The following is a 16,739-nucleotide window of genomic DNA, read 5'->3' on the forward strand; positions in this document are numbered from 1 at the left end:
CGGTTGTTCTCGGCAGCATTAAATATCTTTGAGTTCGTTTTCGAACTTGAGCATGTTGGCTGCTAGTTTATCGGCATCAATAGTGTAAGAGCCATTGGCAATGGCTTCTTTGATCTGGTTAACCTTGACGTCGTCGAAACTCGGTTCGGCAGCAAGGTGCTGGTGAATTTGACCGACAGATCTTGCTTGTGAGCTAAGTGAGATCGAGTCACTGGTATTGGCATCGCTGCCGTGTGCCGCTTTAGTTTGAGCTGACGACGAAGCTCCGGCACTGGTTGTCGTGCTGTTGCGCTGGGTTGCCAGCGGCTGACCCGAACGAAGTAGGTCGATACTTGCCATAATCTTAGTCCTTGGACAATGAGACAATAATCAGAGAATACACATTATTCGGCAGTCTGTGAGATTACTTTAGCTGTATTATCGCAATTATTGCACTTTTGCTGGCAGAGTGTGTCAGTAATTGACGGTGACTTCGCCCACATCAGTGACGATAGCATCGACGATTCGCCGTGATTTGCTGTTTTGCACTCGGATTTGCTCGCCCAGCGAGCCATCGGATAGTGCAGACCCCTTGGTGATGATACTCAGGCCGCCATTACCGGCTTTGATATTGACGGCATCGTTGCGGCAGACAAGGCAGATGTCGCTGCCCATAACAGCGTCACCGAGCTGGACAGCTCGTTTGACTTTTGAACCAATAATTTGCGTCGGATTATCGAAGGTGACCCCGCGCTGCAGGCGTACCTCAACCATTTGTACAGTCAGGTCACTGTTCGCTAGTGTCATGCCTCGGGCGAGGGGGCGGCTGGCGACAACTCGTGGTAGGAGCAGTTTAGTACTGACTGGAACGTAAACTTGCCATCCGTCGGCAGGACAGCTCACCAACACGGTCACATTGCCTGATAGTGATTGTTTGCCCGGGATGTTGGTTTCCAGCGGTGTTGGGCAAGTGGTTAGGCGGATGCGGCTGTCGAGGGCGGCAGCTTCAATATGGAGTTCTCCGCGCGCTGGTTTTTCAATCTGTTGAGAGACAAATAATTCAGCAGCCTTGCGTACGTCATTGATGTTATCTTGCGTTTCTGCGAGAAGAAATGTACTAAAGAATGTGGCCATTAGGCCGATAAATACAATTATCAAACGAAAAAATGTTCTCGGGTTCACGGTTAATGCTCTTTTCTATGCCCATGTATTGCAGTCTTGCGGTGTGGGAAGTATGGGATGGTGGTAGAGGCTGATTATGATCAGCGCTGTTATCATAAGCCAATCAGTGAATGCGTATCAAAAATAAAAACGAATAACACGGAGTCATCCTTATGTCGGGGATCCTGGATTCAGTCAACCAGCGAACGCAACTTGTCGGCCAAAACCGCTTGGAATTGCTAACATTCCGTTTGCAGCGCCGTCAGCGTTACGGGATTAACGTATTTAAAGTTAAAGAAGTGTTGCAGTGTCCAAAGCTGACAACCATGCCCAACCTTCACCCGTTGGTAAAAGGGATCGCCCATATTCGTGGTCAGACGATTTCTGTTATTGATATGAGTCTGGCGACCGGTGGTCGTCCGATTGATGATTTGGATAACTGCTTCGTGATTATCTCTGAGTTCAACCGTTCGATTCAGGGATTCTTGGTTTCTTCGGTTGAGCGCATCATTAACATGAACTGGGAGTCAATCCTGCCGCCGCCGAAAGGCGCGGGTAAGGCCAACTACCTGACAGCCGTCACCGAGATTGACAACGAGTTGGTTGAAATCCTCGATGTTGAAAAAATCCTCGATGAAATTTCGCCGGTGAACACTGATATTACCAACACGGTACTGGAAACCTTGGTGGATGACTTGCCGCCGGTAAGCCGAGTATTGGTTGCCGATGACTCCAGTGTTGCTCGTAAGCAGGTTCAGCGTGCCATTGAGGCGATCGGCTGTGAGTGCGTATTGGTGAAAGACGGTAAAGAAGCCATCAATACCCTGCGTAGCATGGCGAAGGAAGATGATATCCACAAGCAGCTTGCGCTGGTGATTTCGGATATCGAAATGCCTGAAATGGATGGATACACCCTGACAGCGGAAATTCGTAACGATCCAAACCTGAAAGACCTGCATGTTATCTTGCACACCTCATTGAGCGGTGTGTTTAACCAGGCGATGGTTGAGCGGGTAGGCGCCAATGCGTTTATTCCGAAGTTCAACCCAGATGAACTGGGCGCTGCTGTAAAAGCGGCAATGCCAAATTAAAAACAAAGAAATTGAGTAGTAAATGACAGCTGTAACGATAAATGATCAGGAATACCGTGAGTTCTGCCGGTTTCTTGAAGGCCAGTGCGGCATTGTACTCGGCGACAGTAAGCAGTATCTGGTACGTAGCCGTTTGAGCCCTTTGCTTAGCCGTTTTTCGCTACCGTCACTGTCTGAACTGCTTCAGCTGGTGATTTCCGGTCGCAATCGTGATTTGCGTGTGGCCGCGGTGGATGCGATGACAACCAACGAAACCCTGTGGTTTCGCGATACCTACCCGTTTACGGTACTGGCCGATAAAATTCTGCCGGAACTGGCCGCCAACAAACGCCCACTCAAGGTGTGGTCGGCTGCAAGTTCATCGGGTCAGGAACCTTATTCAATTGCGATGACCGTGCTGGAAACTCAAGGTCGTCGTCCGGGAATGCTAACGGGCGGGGTGCAGATCACCGCGACCGATATCTCCCAGACTATGCTGGATACCTGCCGTGTCGGGGCATACGATAACCTGGCCCTGAGCCGTGGTTTGTCGCCTGAGCGCCGCCGGATGTTCTTTGAAGACAACGGCGATGGCCGGATGAAGGTCAATGACAAGGTGAAGCGGATGGTGAACTTCCGCCCGCAGAACCTCAAAGACAGCTATGCGCTGTTGGGTAAGTTCGATATCATCTTCTGCCGAAACGTACTGATCTACTTTTCGCCAGAAATGAAAGCCAAGGTATTGAACCAGATGGCGGCAAGCCTTAATCCTGGCGGTTACCTACTGCTTGGTGCATCGGAGTCACTGACCGGGCTGAGTGATAAGTTTGAGATGATTCGCTGTAACCCTGGAATTATCTACAAACTGAAGTGATTGGCGGCAGCTGAAAATTCTGAAGTAGAAAAGCCCCTGAGCTGAAATAGGCCCAGGGGCTTTTTTTACGTCCATTTTCGTTCCCAGCGTGCCGGGATCGTCTGGATAAGGGCAAAGTTGGAGCGCTAACAATAAGTTGGCACATCATTTGCTTATTATTGGCCAGTGAATGATGGAGGCAGTATGTCGATTTCTTTTGATAAAGCACTGGGTGTACACCAGTACACGGTTGGCGTTAGGGGCAAGCGCGCCGAAACCTTGGCCAGCAACCTTGCCAATGCCAATACCCCAGGCTACAAAGCCAAAGATATTGACTTCAAGCGAGCGCTCAATGCGGCAACCTCGGGGGCAACAGTTGGCCTTAGCCGAACCAATGGTCGGCATATTGCTGCCTCTTCGTCGCACGTGATGGGTGAGCAGAAGTACCGGGTGCCAACCCAGCCAGATACAGGCGACGGCAACACCGTGGACGCGCAGCTTGAGCAGAACTTGTTCATGCAGAACGCAATCGAATATCAGGCATCACTGGATTTCCTCGGTTCAAAATTCAAGAACCTCTCAAAGGCATTGAAAGGAGAGTAATCAATGAGTTTGTTCAATATTTTCAATGTCTCCGGCTCGGCTATGAGTGCGGAGTCCGTACGACTCAACACCACATCGAGTAACCTGGCCAACGCCAACAGCGTGAGTAGCTCGGCTGAAGAAACCTATAAGGCCCGCCACCCAATCTTTGCGGCGGCCCTGCAAAGTGCTAGTTACCAGCGCGAAGACAGTGTGCCGGTACAAGTGAAGGGGATTGTCGAGAGCCAGAAGCCGCTCAACGCTGAATATAACCCGGATCACCCTCTTGCCAATGAAGAGGGCTTTATCTACAAGTCTAATGTCAATGTTATGGAAGAGATGGCCAATATGATCTCGGCCTCGCGCTCTTACCAAACTAACGTGCAAGTGGCAGATGCCGGCAAGCAGATGCTGATGCAAACCTTGCAGATGGGCAAATAAGGCATAAGGAGAGAACCTGATGAGTGCAATTAACGGTAGCATCGGCCAAGGCGGCAGCCTGACCTATATGGACCAGCTTAAGGAAATGCAGGAAAAGAAAGTCCTGGACGAGCAAAAGGTTACGGGTCAGAACGAGCTAAAGCAGGAAGATTTCCTGTCGCTGCTAACCAAGCAGTTGGCTCAGCAGGACCCGTTCAAGCCAGTGGGTAACGACGAGATGATTGCCCAGATGGCCTCGTTCGCCACGGTGGACGGGATCACCCAAATGAATGAACAGTTTGGCCTGCTTAATACCGCCATGACATCCAACCAAGCCCTGCAGGCATCATCGCTGGTGGGACAGGATGTGTTGATCCCGAAATCAACCAGTTATAAGACTGAGGAAGGCGGGATCAGCGGTCAGGTTCGCTTGACTAATTCGCTTGATCAGGCGGTCATGCGGATAGAAACACCGCGCGGTGAACTGATCCGTACCATCGATCTTGGTGCGAAGGGTGCCGGCGAGCATGACATCGCATGGGACGGGCTGGACGAAAACGGCAAACCTTTGCCTGCTGGTCAGTACACCATCAAGGTATCCGGTATGGTCAGTGGTCAGAACAAAGAATTTGACGTCTTTACCAATGCAAGCGTGAACAGTGTGTTGCTTGGCAAAGGTGAGGGCGGCGTCATGCTTAACCTTGCTGGCTTCGATAAGCCATTTAACTTGGCTGAAGTTGTGCAGATTGGCAAGGCAAAATAATAACGAGGTATAACGACAATGAGTATGAATATTGCGTTGAGTGGCTTGGGTGCGGCTCAAAAAGATTTGAACACAACCAGTAATAACATCGCCAACGCCAATACTTATGGCTTCAAGGAGTCTCGAGCCGAATTTTCCGACGTGTATTCGAACTCAATTTTCTCCAACAGTAAGACTACAACCGGTGGTGGCGTTCAGACGTCAATCGTTGCCCAGCAGTTTCACGAAGGCTCGAGCATCTACACCAACAACCCGCTTGATCTTCGAGTTACGGGTGCGGGTTACTTTGCTGTTGCGCCGAACAAGAACGAGCCATCGAACAATGCCCTGACGCGTAACGGTGCCTTCCACCTTAATAGCAACAACGAAATCGTCAACTCTGAGAACCAGTTCATTCTTGGTTATGACGTAAACAGAGAAACCGGTTCGGTATCCTCTTATGAGCCGAAAACACTGAAGATTGAAGATACCTTCGGCTCACCGAAGCAATCTGGCAATATTGAGATTGGCCTTAACCTGCCAAACAGCGAGAGCAAGCCGATCAATTCACCGTTTGATTTCGCTAACCCTGATTCGTACAACAAGTCGACCTCATCGACCATGTACGATTCGCTAGGTCAGCCATACAAGCTATCGACCTACTATGTGTCAGAAAGCCCGACTACGCCAAACTCATGGCAGGTCTACTACACCGTGACGGATAAAAACGGCGTAGAGACTGGTCTGGATATTGATTTGCCAACAACTGATGCACACTACGTGACTAACGGTAGCTTGGTTGGCCATAAGATGACGTTTGACTCAGCTGGCCAGATGACATCGCCTGACAAATTCCCGACAGTGGATTTCAAGACTGCAGGCGTTAACGTTGGCGGTGCCGATGACACCCAGAAGCTGTCGATGAACTACAGCAATACTACCCAGTACTCTTCGCCGTTCGAAGTTCGCCGCTTCCAAGATGCTGACGGTGCGACGACGGGTTACCTGTCGAATGTAGATATCGATCCTGATGGCAACATTTTGGCCTCTTACTCTAACGGTAAGGATGTGGTCGTTGGTCGTGTGGCATTGGTTCGCGTACCTAACGATCAGGGCTTGAGCCAGCAGGGCGGTACTATGTGGAAGGTGAGCCAGGAATCGGGTGCTCCGATTTGGGGTGATGCATCACAGGGTTCGTTCGGTGCAATCAAGAACGGCACACTGGAGCAGTCCAACATCGATATGACCCAGGAGCTGGTGGATCTGATCTCTGCCCAGCGTAACTTCCAGGCCAACTCGCGTGCTCTGGACGTGAACAACCAGCTTCAGCAGAACATTCTGCAAATCCGCTAATTCAGTTAGTGCGCATATTATATTGCCGTCTTGTTTCAAGGCGGCAATTGTTTTCCCCTCATTATTTTCCCCCCAATGCTCCACCTTCCGCTTTGCTCGCTTGCCGTCTTGCGATCTTTTCGTCCTCTGCACTGTATGTAGTCGCCTGCTAACCCATGAGTTTATCGTGCACTGGTGACGAAATGTTGGTGAATTTAGTGGCATAATTTTTGCATTAAAGCGATATCTTTTGATTGGAGAGTCAAGAATGGATCGTGCTCTGTATTTGGCCATGAGCGGTGCCAAGCAGGATATGTACGGGATGCAACTGCATGCCAACAACCTTGCCAACGTTAGAACAACCGGCTTCCGTGCTGATTTGGAGCAGGCGCGTTCGATGCAGGCCTACGGTGAAGGGCTTCCGAGCCGTGTGTTTGCGATGACTGAAAGGCCGGGGCAGAACTTTGCTCAAGGCTCGGTAATGACCACCGGGCGAGATTTGGACGTGACTGTCCAAGGTGACGGCTGGATGGCGGTGATGGATCCCTCTGGCGAGGAAGCCTATACCCGTGCTGGCGGATTGAAGATTGACCAGACGGGCATGCTGCTCAACAGCACTGACAACTTAATGGTTGGTGAGAGTGGCGGGCCTATTTTTATCCCTCTCCCAATCAGCAAAATTGAAATTGGCACAGATGGTACTGTTTCGGTATTGCCACAGGGCGCGCCGCCTGATGCTATGGAAACGATTGATCGTATCAAGTTGGTACGTCCGAACAATGGTGATTTGTTCAAGGACGTCAATGGCTTGTTCAAATCGAAAAATCCCGGTGAGGTCTTTGATGCCGATGCAGGGGTCTCTTTGCTGACCGGCGCCTTAGAGGGCAGTAACGTGAACGCAGTAGGCGAGATGACCAGTATGATCGATCTGCAGCGTCATTTCGAAATGCAAGTCAAGCTAATGAAAACCGCCGAAGAGATGGACGAGGCATCGTCATCACTGCTGCGACTGGGCTAATAACGGATAGAAGGAAACAACAATGCATCCAGCATTATGGGTGAGTAAGACTGGCCTTGACGCCCAGCAAAGCAATATTTCGACGATTTCGAACAACTTGGCTAACGCCTCGACCGTCGGTTTCAAAAAGAGCCGTGCGGTGTTCGAAGATCTGTTTTATCAGAATATCAACCAGCCAGGCGGCCAGTCTACCCAAGACAGCGAGATGCCAAGTGGCTTGATGTTGGGTGCCGGCTCGAAAGTGGTAGCGACCCAGAAAGTCTTTACCCAAGGCAACAGCCAGACGACCAGCAATGCTATGGATATGATGATTGAAGGCGATGGCTTCTTTCAGATCCTGCTGCCGGACGGCAACATGGGCTATACCCGAAATGGCCAGTTCACGGTTAACTCTGAAGGCCAGATGGTTACAACAGGCTCGGGTTATCAGCTTCAGCCTGAAATCGTGATCCCAGAAGATGCGGTGGGCGTGACTGTCGGTACTGATGGTGAGGTGTCTGCCCGTATCCGTGGTCAGCAGGAAAATCAGGTACTTGGTCAGATCGCCACGGTATCATTTATCAATCCAGGCGGCTTGGAGCCAATTGGCCAGAACTTGTACTTACCGACCGGTGCCAGCGGTGATCCTCAAGAAGGTGTACCGGGCTTGGAAGGCTTGGGTTCAATTCGTCAGTCGATGCTGGAATCTTCCAACGTCAACGTGACCGAAGAGCTGGTTAATATGATTGAAGCCCAGCGTGTATACGAAATGAACTCGAAGGTTATCTCGACGGTAGACCAGATGTTGAGCTACGTGAACCAGCAGCTATAACGGGGCGGCTGCACATGATGAAAAAATACCTTTTTTTGATGGTGGTTTTGGGCCTTGGTGGCTGTGCTCAGTCACCTGAGACGCAAGAATCGGACGTGGCTCAGGCGACGACTACGGTTGATGCGGTCGAAGGGACCAACGAGAAAAAGAGCAAGGGACTAGTGGATCTTCTTCGCAAACGCGAAGATCCAGAAGCTGGCGATCCTGCTTGGAGTAGTATTCGCCCGCAGGAAAAGCCGGCTCACTATGCCACCTCAACCGGGTCGCTGTTTAGCATGAGTCATGCGCAAGATCTGTATGACGACACCAAGCCGCGTGGGCTGGGTGATATTGTCACCATTATGCTGGAAGAGCAGACCCAAGCGAAAAAGAGCGCGAGTTCCGATCTCGATAAATCCACGGATTTGTCGATGGATCCGCTGATGCTGGGTGGCCAGAAGCTGAATATTGGCAGCCATGATATCTCCTACGGAGTATCGAACGCCAACAAGGTCGAGGGCAGCAGTTCTGCTGACCAGAGCAACAGCATCAAAGGCTCGGTGACGGTCGAGGTTGTCGATGTTTTGCCAAACGGCAACTTGGTGGTGCGTGGCGAGAAGTGGTTGCTGCTCAATACTGGCGAAGAATACATTCGTTTGAGTGGTACTATCCGTCCGGATGATATCTCGCAGGAAAACACGGTGCTTTCTACCCGCGTTGCCAATGCGCGTATCCAGTACTCCGGCACGGGTGACCGGCAGGATGTTCAGGATCAGGGCTGGTTGTCAAAATTTTTCAATGTCACCATCTAATGTACGGCCCACCTTCGGTGGGCCTTCTATTTTGGAAATACTTTTGCTAATGAAACATAACGGAGCAGGCAAGGCATGTTGAAACAGCTATGGGTAGCGTTATTGGTACTGGCAGCCTTGCCGGTACAGGCTGCGAGGATCAAAGACGTTGCCGAGGTGGCCGGAGTGCGGAGTAACCAATTGGTTGGTTATGGTCTGGTTGTTGGTTTGCCGGGGACCGGCGAGACGACGCCGTTTACCGACCAGAGTTTCAACGCCATGCTGCAGAATTTTGGTATTCAGTTGCCGCCGGGTACCAAGCCGAAAACCAAAAACGTTGCCGCTGTGGCGGTAAATGCAACCTTGCCGCCGTTTACCAAACAAGGCCAGACGATTGATATTACGGTATCGTCAATTGGCTCGGCCAAAAGCCTACGGGGCGGTACTTTGCTGCAAACCTTCTTGAAAGGTCTGGACGGCAAGGTCTATGCCGTTGCCCAAGGCAGCTTGGTGGTTGGGGGCTTCAGTGCCACCGGTGCTGATGGCTCGAAAGTGGTCGGCAATACCCCGACGGTCGGTCGGATTTCCAACGGGGCAATGGTTGAACAGGAGGTGCCAAATCCTTTCGGGCGCGGCGATTACCTGACGTTTAACCTGTTCGAGTCTGATTTCACGACTGCGCAGCGAATGGCCGATGCGGTCAATGGCTTTCTCGGTCCGCAGATGGCTTCCGCTATCGATGCGACCTCGGTGCGGGTACGTGCTCCGCGCGATATCAGTCAGCGGGTGGCATTCTTGTCCACGTTGGAAAACCTAGAGTTCGATCCTGCCGATGGGGCAGCAAAAATCATTGTCAATTCACGCACCGGCACCATTGTGGTTGGCCAGCATGTGAAACTCAAGCCAGCCGCGATCACCCACGGCGGAATGACGGTATCGATCAAAGAGAACTATTCGGTTAGCCAGCCTAACGCGATGTCGGGAGGCCAGACTGTGGTTGTTCCCAACAGTGATGTGAATGTGACTGAAGACAATGCCCGGATGTTCAAGTTCGAGCCGGGTGTCACCCTTGATGAGTTGGTGCGGGCGGTTAATCAGGTTGGGGCGGCACCGTCGGATCTGATGGCCATTTTGCAGGCGCTCAAGCAGGCCGGCGCTATTGAAGGCCAGTTGATTATCATTTAACGGGGTATCACGATGAAAACGACATCACCGGGCTTTATCAATGATTTTTCCAGCCTCGATCGCCTGCGTGCGGGTATCGGCAATGACGAGGAGCAGTCGCTGCGTGCGGCTGCCGAGCAGTTCGAATCTATCTTTACCCAGATGCTGTTCAAGTCGATGCGTCAGGCCAACGAGGCATTCGAGTCGGATCTGATGAGCAGCAGTAACACCAAGTTCTTCGAGCAAATGCACGATGAGCAGATGGCCAGTGAGCTCAGTTCAAACGGTACGCTTGGGCTGGCTGATTTGATTGTGGAGCAGCTCGGGGCGGTGGCTGGTATCTCAGAAACAGAGAAAAAGTCGGAAGCAGAGGCTGAGCAAACCTTTCTTCGGCCTCAGGCGGCTGATCCGTCTACCCGTTTGGCGCGAAGTGATAGCGAGCGCGAGTTGCAGGTACGCCAGCAGTTTGCCGCAGCCATTGATGCGGCACGCAAACCGGATCCTATGGCGTCTCAGGGCTCAGAGTCAGCGGTTGCGGTAGCCAAGCCCGTAGTGAAAGCCCCGCGTTTTGACTCGCCGCAGAGCTTTGTCGATGCGATGAAACCGTACGCGATGAAAGCGAGTAAGGCGCTTGGGGTCGATCCTGGCGTATTGATTGCGCAGGCGGCGTTGGAAACGGGCTGGGGCCAGAAAGTGATCACCAATGCGGCAGATCACAGCCATAACCTGTTTAATATCAAAGCCGATAAGCGGTGGGATGGGAAAAAGATTGCCACCCAAACACTGGAGTTTCACCAGGGTATTCCGGTCAAGGAGACGGCTGCATTCCGTTCTTATGATAATTATGGTGAGAGTTTCGATGATTATGTCCAATTCCTCAAGCAGAACCCTCGTTACCAGAAAGCGCTAGAGCAAACTCAGCAGCCGGAGGCGTTTGTTCGGGAATTGCATCAGGCAGGCTATGCCACCGATCCGAAATACAGCGAAAAAGTATTGCAGGTTTGGGATAAGGTCAGCGGCATCATGGATAAATAAGCCACAGCAATCATGGCAGATTCGGCACATTCAGTTTCAATAAATAAGCGGCGCTAGGATAGCGATAGTCCTACAACGTTTATGGGATAGGGAGCTGGGTGTGCTGAATTTGTATTAGAGGGAAGTGATTTTGCAGGGGGCTACTGCCTTGTTATTTTGACGTAGAGCGGTGATTGTCCGGCACTACGTCTTGATAAAAAAACACGTCAGTCTCGCGGATGCGAGAAAATTGAGGCAGTTTGAGGATTTTAAACAAAAATATCGACGATTGAGGTAACAGCTCTGAGCGTATCTTCACTGGCAGAGATAGCTTTATCAATATCACTTGATTCAACAGGCGGTTCTTTTTCGACATCCATGCCGTCGAGAATGATCGGGGCAACGATCTCTTTGATCGCATAGCCTAACAGGGTGGCAACACCTATGTTCATAATGACTCTCTATATTATTTTGTGTTTTTTTATCTGTTTTTACTGACGACATTATAAGCCGCTAAAAGCAAAAAACTAGGGGTATCTGTTTTATTTGGTTTTTTTGACCGCATTTACCCGCCTTATGATGCTGGGTCTAGCAATCAATTTCCCCTCTCGGTTTATCCCTTCTTGGTCGATATATAAGATCTGGGTTTGTACAGGTACTAAAATGTGGCCTGATTTTTGCATTTATTACGTCGCTATAGATAGGTGATTGGCGCGTTGGCGCAACTGGGAGAGAGGCAATGGCGTTAGATTTGATGCAACTGGGTATGAGTGGTCTGCAGACGACTCAGAAGCAGTTGAATGTGACTGGCCACAATATAACCAATGTTAATACACCGGGTTACAGCCGTCAGGCAGCCGAGCAGAAAACCAATGATGCTTTTTGGCATGGTGGTAATCATTATGGTACTGGTGGCTACATTGATAACGTCAGCCGAGCTTATGACCGCTTTGCTGCCCGGGAGCTGACGCTGACCACCACGCAATTGAATGAGAGTTCTGAAAATGCCTCTCAGCTCAGCGTGATGGATGAGTTTATCTCCAGTAACGCCAGCAAAACCGTGAATAGCATGAATGACTATTATGATGCGGTGAAGAGTTTGGCCGATCACCCTAATGATATGGGTTCGCGCAAGGCGGTACTATCGACGGCTGGCCTAGTGGCAAGCACGCTAAACAGCGCCAGCGAAAACCTTGACGATATGTACAAGTCGGTAAGTGATCAGCTTGGGGCGTCAGTGACGCGCGTCAATACGATAGGGCAAGAAATTGCCACCTTGAACGCCCGTATTCTTGAAAACCCTAATGTCGAAAACAACGATCTGTACGACAAGCAGCAGACGCTGATTAACGAGCTTGCTCAGTACGGCAACGTGACCGTACTGGAAAATAAAGGCAACCCGGCCTTTACCGTCATGCTCGGCGGTGGTCATGCCTTGGTTTCAGGTATTGAGTCAGCCAAGTTGACCGTGACGAGCGGCAATCCGGATCCTCGTCAGACTCAGGTCGGCATCGAGAACGGCAATACGACCAAACCGATCGACAGTGAGTCGTTGGGTGGCAAGTTGGGCACATTGATGACATTCCGCGATAACGTGGTTGATCAGGCGCGTGACGAAATCGGCCGGATGGCCCTTGGCTTTTCCAGCCAAATTAACGATATGCAGCGACAGGGTTTGGATCTTGAAGGTAATCAGGGCAAAAACCTGTTTACCGATGTCAATGATCCTAAAATTCAGAAACAGCGCGTGTTTGCACCGGTTGGCAGTACGGCTGACATCAGCGTTGCGATTGATAATGTCAGCGAGCTAAAAGCGACCGAGTACCGCCTGAAAACCGAAGTGGCGACGACCGGCGGCAACACAACCTATAGCTACTCGCTGTATAACAGTGACGACGAGTTGGTGGCCCAGCCAGGAGCCTCAACGTCCGAGGCGCAGAAGATTGAAGTTGACGGCATGGTGATTGATATCACCAAGGCCGCCCAGCCGGATGAAACTGTACTGATCCGTCCTGTTCGCAGTGCTGCCAGCGATATTGCACTAGCAACCGACAAGCCTAACGCATTGGCGGCGCAGCGCTATGTCACCGAAGGTGAGAACAATACCGGCAATGCCACGGTTGAAGCGGTAGCGGGTAGCGGGATCAAAGGGACATACCAAGTTAAAATTTCTGATGACGGCAGCAAGTTGTCAGTGACGGATGCTGCTGGTGCAGCTGTCGATTTGAAAGATGCCGATGGCAAAACTGTCGCGGCGTTGGACTACCCGCTAGGCGATAACCTGATCCGCTTTGATGATGGTAGCGCCAACGGAACGGCGGCACTGAAAATCAACCGCAGTGCTGAGGCAAAAGACAGTTACACCGTACAGCTGGGTATGCGCCCGGCAGAAGGTGACAACTCCAACCTGATCAATATCCAGAAAGTTCAGACAGACAAAACCATGAACGATGGCCGCTCGTCGGTGATCGACCTGTTTGAAGGGCTGACCAGTGATATTGGTATTCAGAAGATGAATGCGGAAAAATTTAGCCAGATCAGCCAGCTTGATTTCGATGCCGCTACTGAGCGGGTCACCGGCTTGTCTGGGGTTAACCTTGATGAAGAAGCGGCTAACCTGATGAAGTTCCAGCAGGCTTATATGGCCTCGTCGCGGATCATGACGGTAGCACAAGAAACTTTCGATACCCTGATGCGTGCGGTGTAATAGGGAAGCAGTATGATTAACCGAGTAGCGACATTTACCCAGTATCAAAACCTCACTTCGAACCTGATGCGCAAGCAGGGCCAGATCAACGTGACCAACGAGCAGTTGGCGACGGGCAAGCGGATGCAAACCGCGGGCGATGACCCGGTGGCATCGGTTTCTACCCAGAACTACAAGCAGCAGTTGGTGCAGTTTGAGCAGTTCCAGAAGTCCATCACTTTGGCTGGCAACCGTCTCAATAGCCTTGAAACGGCGCTGACTGATGCCGAAGGCCAGATTGACCTAACCAAGCAGCGGGTGATCGGGATGATCAACGGTGCGATGACCGGCGACGACCGTGGTGCGTTCACCTTTGAACTGGAAACTCTCTACGACAGTATGTTGGATCTGGCCAATAGCCAAGATGAGGGCGGCAACTTTATGTTTGCCGGTAATCAGTTCAACAATAAGCCATTTGTTGCTGATGCTTCTGGTACGATCAAATATCTGGGTGATGATGGCCACCGCGAGGCGAGAATCGACACCTCGGTGTTTGTGCAGACCAGCCAGCCGGGTGAGCAGGTCTTTATGGGGATCGAAAACCCGTATGGTGATTATCGCCCTAATTTTGCTGGTTTGCAGAGCGGATCGACCCTGAACGTGCAGTCGGCGACTAATAAGGATCCGAATGACACCAATGAATACCGGGTTGCTTTTGTCGATAACGGTACTGGCGGGCTGAATTACGAACTGTACGATGATACCAACGGTGTTCAGTTGGCGACGGGGGCTTATGATGCCACCAAAGGGATCCAGTACAAGGACGCGACGGCAGGTAGTGCCATCGATTTGGATTTTCAGTTCGATGGCGATATCAAGCCTGATGACGAAGTGAGCCTGAATCCGGGCAAGACGTTCAGCGTGTTTGATACCATTAAGAGCGCGATTGATTACTCTCAGTACCCAACCGCATCGGCAGAAGCACAGGCAGGATTGCAGCAGACTATCGATGATTTGAGTGCTGCTTATGTTCATATGAACCAACGTCGCTCTGAAGTGGGTGTCGGTCTTAAGCAGCTCGATACTTTTGAAGAGCAGCACAAAGACTTTGAATTGGCCGTTAATAATGCCAAGGGTAGCCTTGAAGACATCGATTACAGCAAGGCGGTCATCGATATGAACCAGAATATGGTGGCGATGCAGGCTTCTCAGGCGGCGTTTAACAAGACCAAAGAGCTGTCATTGTTTAACTACCTGTAATTGGCACTCTATTTAGGTAGCAACAAAAAAGCGGCAGGAGACTGCCGCTTTTTTTATGTTCAATTATTCCTCTATCTTTCCCGCTATTTTTCGTTATTGAACGCGTTTTGTTTGCTCTGAACCCCATATATTCCGCTATTTCAAAGCACTAGAAGAAAAAATTAAAAAAAATCCTAAAGGAATCATTTCGGGTGCCGTTAACAAAAGTACTGAAGCAAAACTCTTTAATCCCAAGCCCCCCGCTAATCTAGCTGGGTTGCTATCAACAGGAAGCAAATTATGGCTGTTACAGTTAATACTAACATTTCTGCAATGACTGCCCAGCGCAACCTAGGCAATGCATCTAACAACGTAAGCGCAAGCATGGAGCGTCTGTCTACTGGTCTGCGTATCAACAGCGCAAAAGACGATGCCGCTGGTCTGCAAATCTCTAACCGTCTAACTAGCCAGAGCAACGGTCTGAACGTTGCAATGCGTAACGCCAACGACGGTATCTCTGTTGCACAGACAGCGGAAGGTGCAATGCAGGAATCTACCAACATGCTACAGCGTATGCGTGACTTGGCCTTGCAGTCTGCTAACGGCTCAAACTCTGATGACGACCGTGCTGCAATCCAGAAAGAAGTTTCTGCACTTCAGGCTGACATGACTCGTATCGCTGAAACAACTACTTTCGGTGGTAGCAAGCTGCTTGACGGTAGCTACGGTACTAAAGAATTCCAGATCGGCTCTAACGCAAACGAAACTATCGGTATTACATTAGGTGATATTTCTGCTGATGCAATCGGTAATTTCACTGCTGGTGGCACCGAAGGTTCAGTATTTGGTAAAGACGCTGTTACTAAGGGTGCAGCTGGTACAGCTAAGGTTGCAACTGCGACCGCGGGTAAAGATATTAATATCTCTGGTCCAGATGGTGATGCGACATTCAAAACTGTGGCTACAGATAAGGTCACTGACATCGCAGATAAAATTAATGGTGCTAATACAGGTGTCAAGGCTGAAACATCAGCTACCACTACACTGTCAGATCTTTCATCTGCTGAAAAAGGCACGCTGCAAATCGGTGATGATAAGTTTGAATTGTCGAAATATAACGGCAAGATGGACAAACTGGCCGAAGACCTGGGCAAGTCAGGCTATGATGTGAAACTGTCTGATGATGAAAAATCATTGGAGCTTACAGCTGAAGGCGTTGATTCTATTCAGGTTACTGGTGCAACTAAAGGGGCTGATGGCGGTATTAAGATGGATGGCGATAGCGCTGATGACAATGGCCATAGCCTAATTAAGAACGCCAAGTTGTCACTATCTTCAGACAGCAACTTCTCTGTAACGGGTGATGGTGCTGCTCAGCTTGCTGCTAACCTCGTTGGTGAGAAGAACTCAGTAGCGGATATTGACCTGTCAACAGCCAAAGGTTCTCAAGATGCAATCGCAGTTATCGATGCGGCAATCGCAGGTATCGACTCACAGCGTGCAGATCTTGGTGCGGTACAGAACCGTTTCAACCATACCCTGAACAACCTGTCTAACATCAACGAGAACGTGACTGCATCTAACAGCCGTATCAAGGATGTGGATTTCGCATCTGAAACCACTAACCTGACTAAGAACCAGATTCTACAGCAGGCAAGTACGTCTATCCTTGCTCAAGCTAAGCAGAACCCACAGGCAGCTCTAAGCCTACTGTAAGGTCTATTTCGCTTAGACGAAGAGTTGAAAGGCCCGGCTTTGCCGGGCCTTTTTTGTATCCTTTGGCAATCTTTTTCCATGTTTAAATCGTCTTTTTTGTGGGGGGTAATCGTTTCCATTTTTATAGAAAAGAGTGGGGCGATTAATCATGAGCTACTTAATACAATGAGTAGAACGTAAAG

The 16,739-nt window shown here is 50.4% G+C and carries 17 protein-coding genes; 14 read left to right on the forward strand and 3 right to left on the reverse strand.

Annotated features, from left to right (window positions below):
• Positions 1–18 precede the first annotated feature (18 nt).
• Entirely contained in the window at positions 19–339 is a 321-nt protein-coding gene (gene flgM / locus ACSF8X_RS06305; protein ID WP_047878758.1) for a flagellar biosynthesis anti-sigma factor FlgM, read from the reverse strand.
• 114 nt (positions 340–453) lie between these two features.
• A complete protein-coding gene (flgA, locus tag ACSF8X_RS06310) occupies positions 454–1,161 on the reverse strand; it encodes a flagellar basal body P-ring formation chaperone FlgA (RefSeq protein ID WP_157037813.1) in 708 nt (235 codons plus the stop codon).
• Between the two features lie 152 nt (positions 1,162–1,313).
• On the opposite strand from flgA, the gene ACSF8X_RS06315 reads away from it, so the two are divergent.
• The 11 genes from ACSF8X_RS06315 (at position 1,314) to flgJ (ending at position 10,937) form a co-directional block, all read left to right on the forward strand.
• Entirely contained in the window at positions 1,314–2,231 is a 918-nt protein-coding gene (locus ACSF8X_RS06315) for a chemotaxis protein CheV (protein WP_047878757.1), read from the forward strand.
• Between the two features lie 22 nt (positions 2,232–2,253).
• Positions 2,254–3,084, forward strand: a complete 831-nt coding sequence (locus ACSF8X_RS06320; RefSeq protein WP_047878756.1) for a CheR family methyltransferase — start codon at positions 2,254–2,256, stop codon at positions 3,082–3,084.
• 183 nt (positions 3,085–3,267) lie between these two features.
• Complete coding sequence (flgB, locus tag ACSF8X_RS06325; RefSeq protein ID WP_047878755.1) at positions 3,268–3,666, forward strand: flagellar basal body rod protein FlgB; 399 nt, start codon at positions 3,268–3,270, stop codon at positions 3,664–3,666.
• 3 nt (positions 3,667–3,669) lie between these two features.
• The gene (gene flgC / locus ACSF8X_RS06330; protein WP_047878754.1) at positions 3,670–4,086 is read left to right on the forward strand and encodes a flagellar basal body rod protein FlgC; all 417 of its coding nucleotides are present in this window, start codon (positions 3,670–3,672) and stop codon (positions 4,084–4,086) included.
• A 19-nt stretch (positions 4,087–4,105) separates the two neighbouring features.
• On the forward strand, positions 4,106–4,828 hold the full coding sequence (locus tag ACSF8X_RS06335) for a flagellar hook assembly protein FlgD (protein ID WP_047878753.1): 723 nt from the start codon (positions 4,106–4,108) through the stop codon (positions 4,826–4,828).
• Positions 4,829–4,846: 18 nt separating this feature from the next.
• On the forward strand, positions 4,847–6,160 hold the full coding sequence (gene flgE, locus ACSF8X_RS06340) for a flagellar hook protein FlgE (RefSeq protein WP_500850934.1): 1,314 nt from the start codon (positions 4,847–4,849) through the stop codon (positions 6,158–6,160).
• 247 nt (positions 6,161–6,407) lie between these two features.
• Positions 6,408–7,157 carry a flagellar basal body rod protein FlgF gene (locus tag ACSF8X_RS06345; protein ID WP_047878751.1) on the forward strand — a complete coding sequence of 250 codons (750 nt, stop codon included), beginning with the start codon at positions 6,408–6,410 and terminating at the stop codon, positions 7,155–7,157.
• A 22-nt stretch (positions 7,158–7,179) separates the two neighbouring features.
• Entirely contained in the window at positions 7,180–7,968 is a 789-nt protein-coding gene (gene flgG / locus ACSF8X_RS06350; RefSeq protein WP_047878750.1) for a flagellar basal-body rod protein FlgG, read from the forward strand.
• A gap of 17 nt (positions 7,969–7,985) precedes the next feature.
• Positions 7,986–8,759: a flagellar basal body L-ring protein FlgH gene (flgH, locus tag ACSF8X_RS06355; protein WP_047878910.1), complete on the forward strand. Its 774-nt coding sequence runs from the start codon at positions 7,986–7,988 to the stop codon at positions 8,757–8,759.
• Between the two features lie 75 nt (positions 8,760–8,834).
• The gene (locus ACSF8X_RS06360; protein WP_157037812.1) at positions 8,835–9,923 is read left to right on the forward strand and encodes a flagellar basal body P-ring protein FlgI; all 1,089 of its coding nucleotides are present in this window, start codon (positions 8,835–8,837) and stop codon (positions 9,921–9,923) included.
• 12 nt (positions 9,924–9,935) lie between these two features.
• A complete protein-coding gene (flgJ, locus tag ACSF8X_RS06365) occupies positions 9,936–10,937 on the forward strand; it encodes a flagellar assembly peptidoglycan hydrolase FlgJ (protein WP_500850935.1) in 1,002 nt (333 codons plus the stop codon).
• A 248-nt stretch (positions 10,938–11,185) separates the two neighbouring features.
• On the opposite strand, the gene ACSF8X_RS06370 is transcribed toward flgJ, so the two are convergent.
• On the reverse strand, positions 11,186–11,368 hold the full coding sequence (locus tag ACSF8X_RS06370) for a hypothetical protein (protein ID WP_500850936.1): 183 nt from the start codon (positions 11,366–11,368) through the stop codon (positions 11,186–11,188).
• A 287-nt stretch (positions 11,369–11,655) separates the two neighbouring features.
• On the opposite strand from ACSF8X_RS06370, the gene flgK reads away from it, so the two are divergent.
• The 3 genes from flgK (at position 11,656) to ACSF8X_RS06385 (ending at position 16,557) form a co-directional block, all read left to right on the forward strand.
• On the forward strand, positions 11,656–13,623 hold the full coding sequence (gene flgK / locus ACSF8X_RS06375; RefSeq protein WP_500850937.1) for a flagellar hook-associated protein FlgK: 1,968 nt from the start codon (positions 11,656–11,658) through the stop codon (positions 13,621–13,623).
• A 12-nt stretch (positions 13,624–13,635) separates the two neighbouring features.
• Positions 13,636–14,862, forward strand: a complete 1,227-nt coding sequence (gene flgL, locus ACSF8X_RS06380; protein WP_500850938.1) for a flagellar hook-associated protein FlgL — start codon at positions 13,636–13,638, stop codon at positions 14,860–14,862.
• 279 nt (positions 14,863–15,141) lie between these two features.
• Positions 15,142–16,557, forward strand: coding sequence for a flagellin (locus ACSF8X_RS06385; RefSeq protein ID WP_500850939.1), 1,416 nt, complete (start codon positions 15,142–15,144; stop codon positions 16,555–16,557).
• Positions 16,558–16,739: the final 182 nt, after the last annotated feature.

Source organism: Photobacterium panuliri (assembly GCF_059920555.1).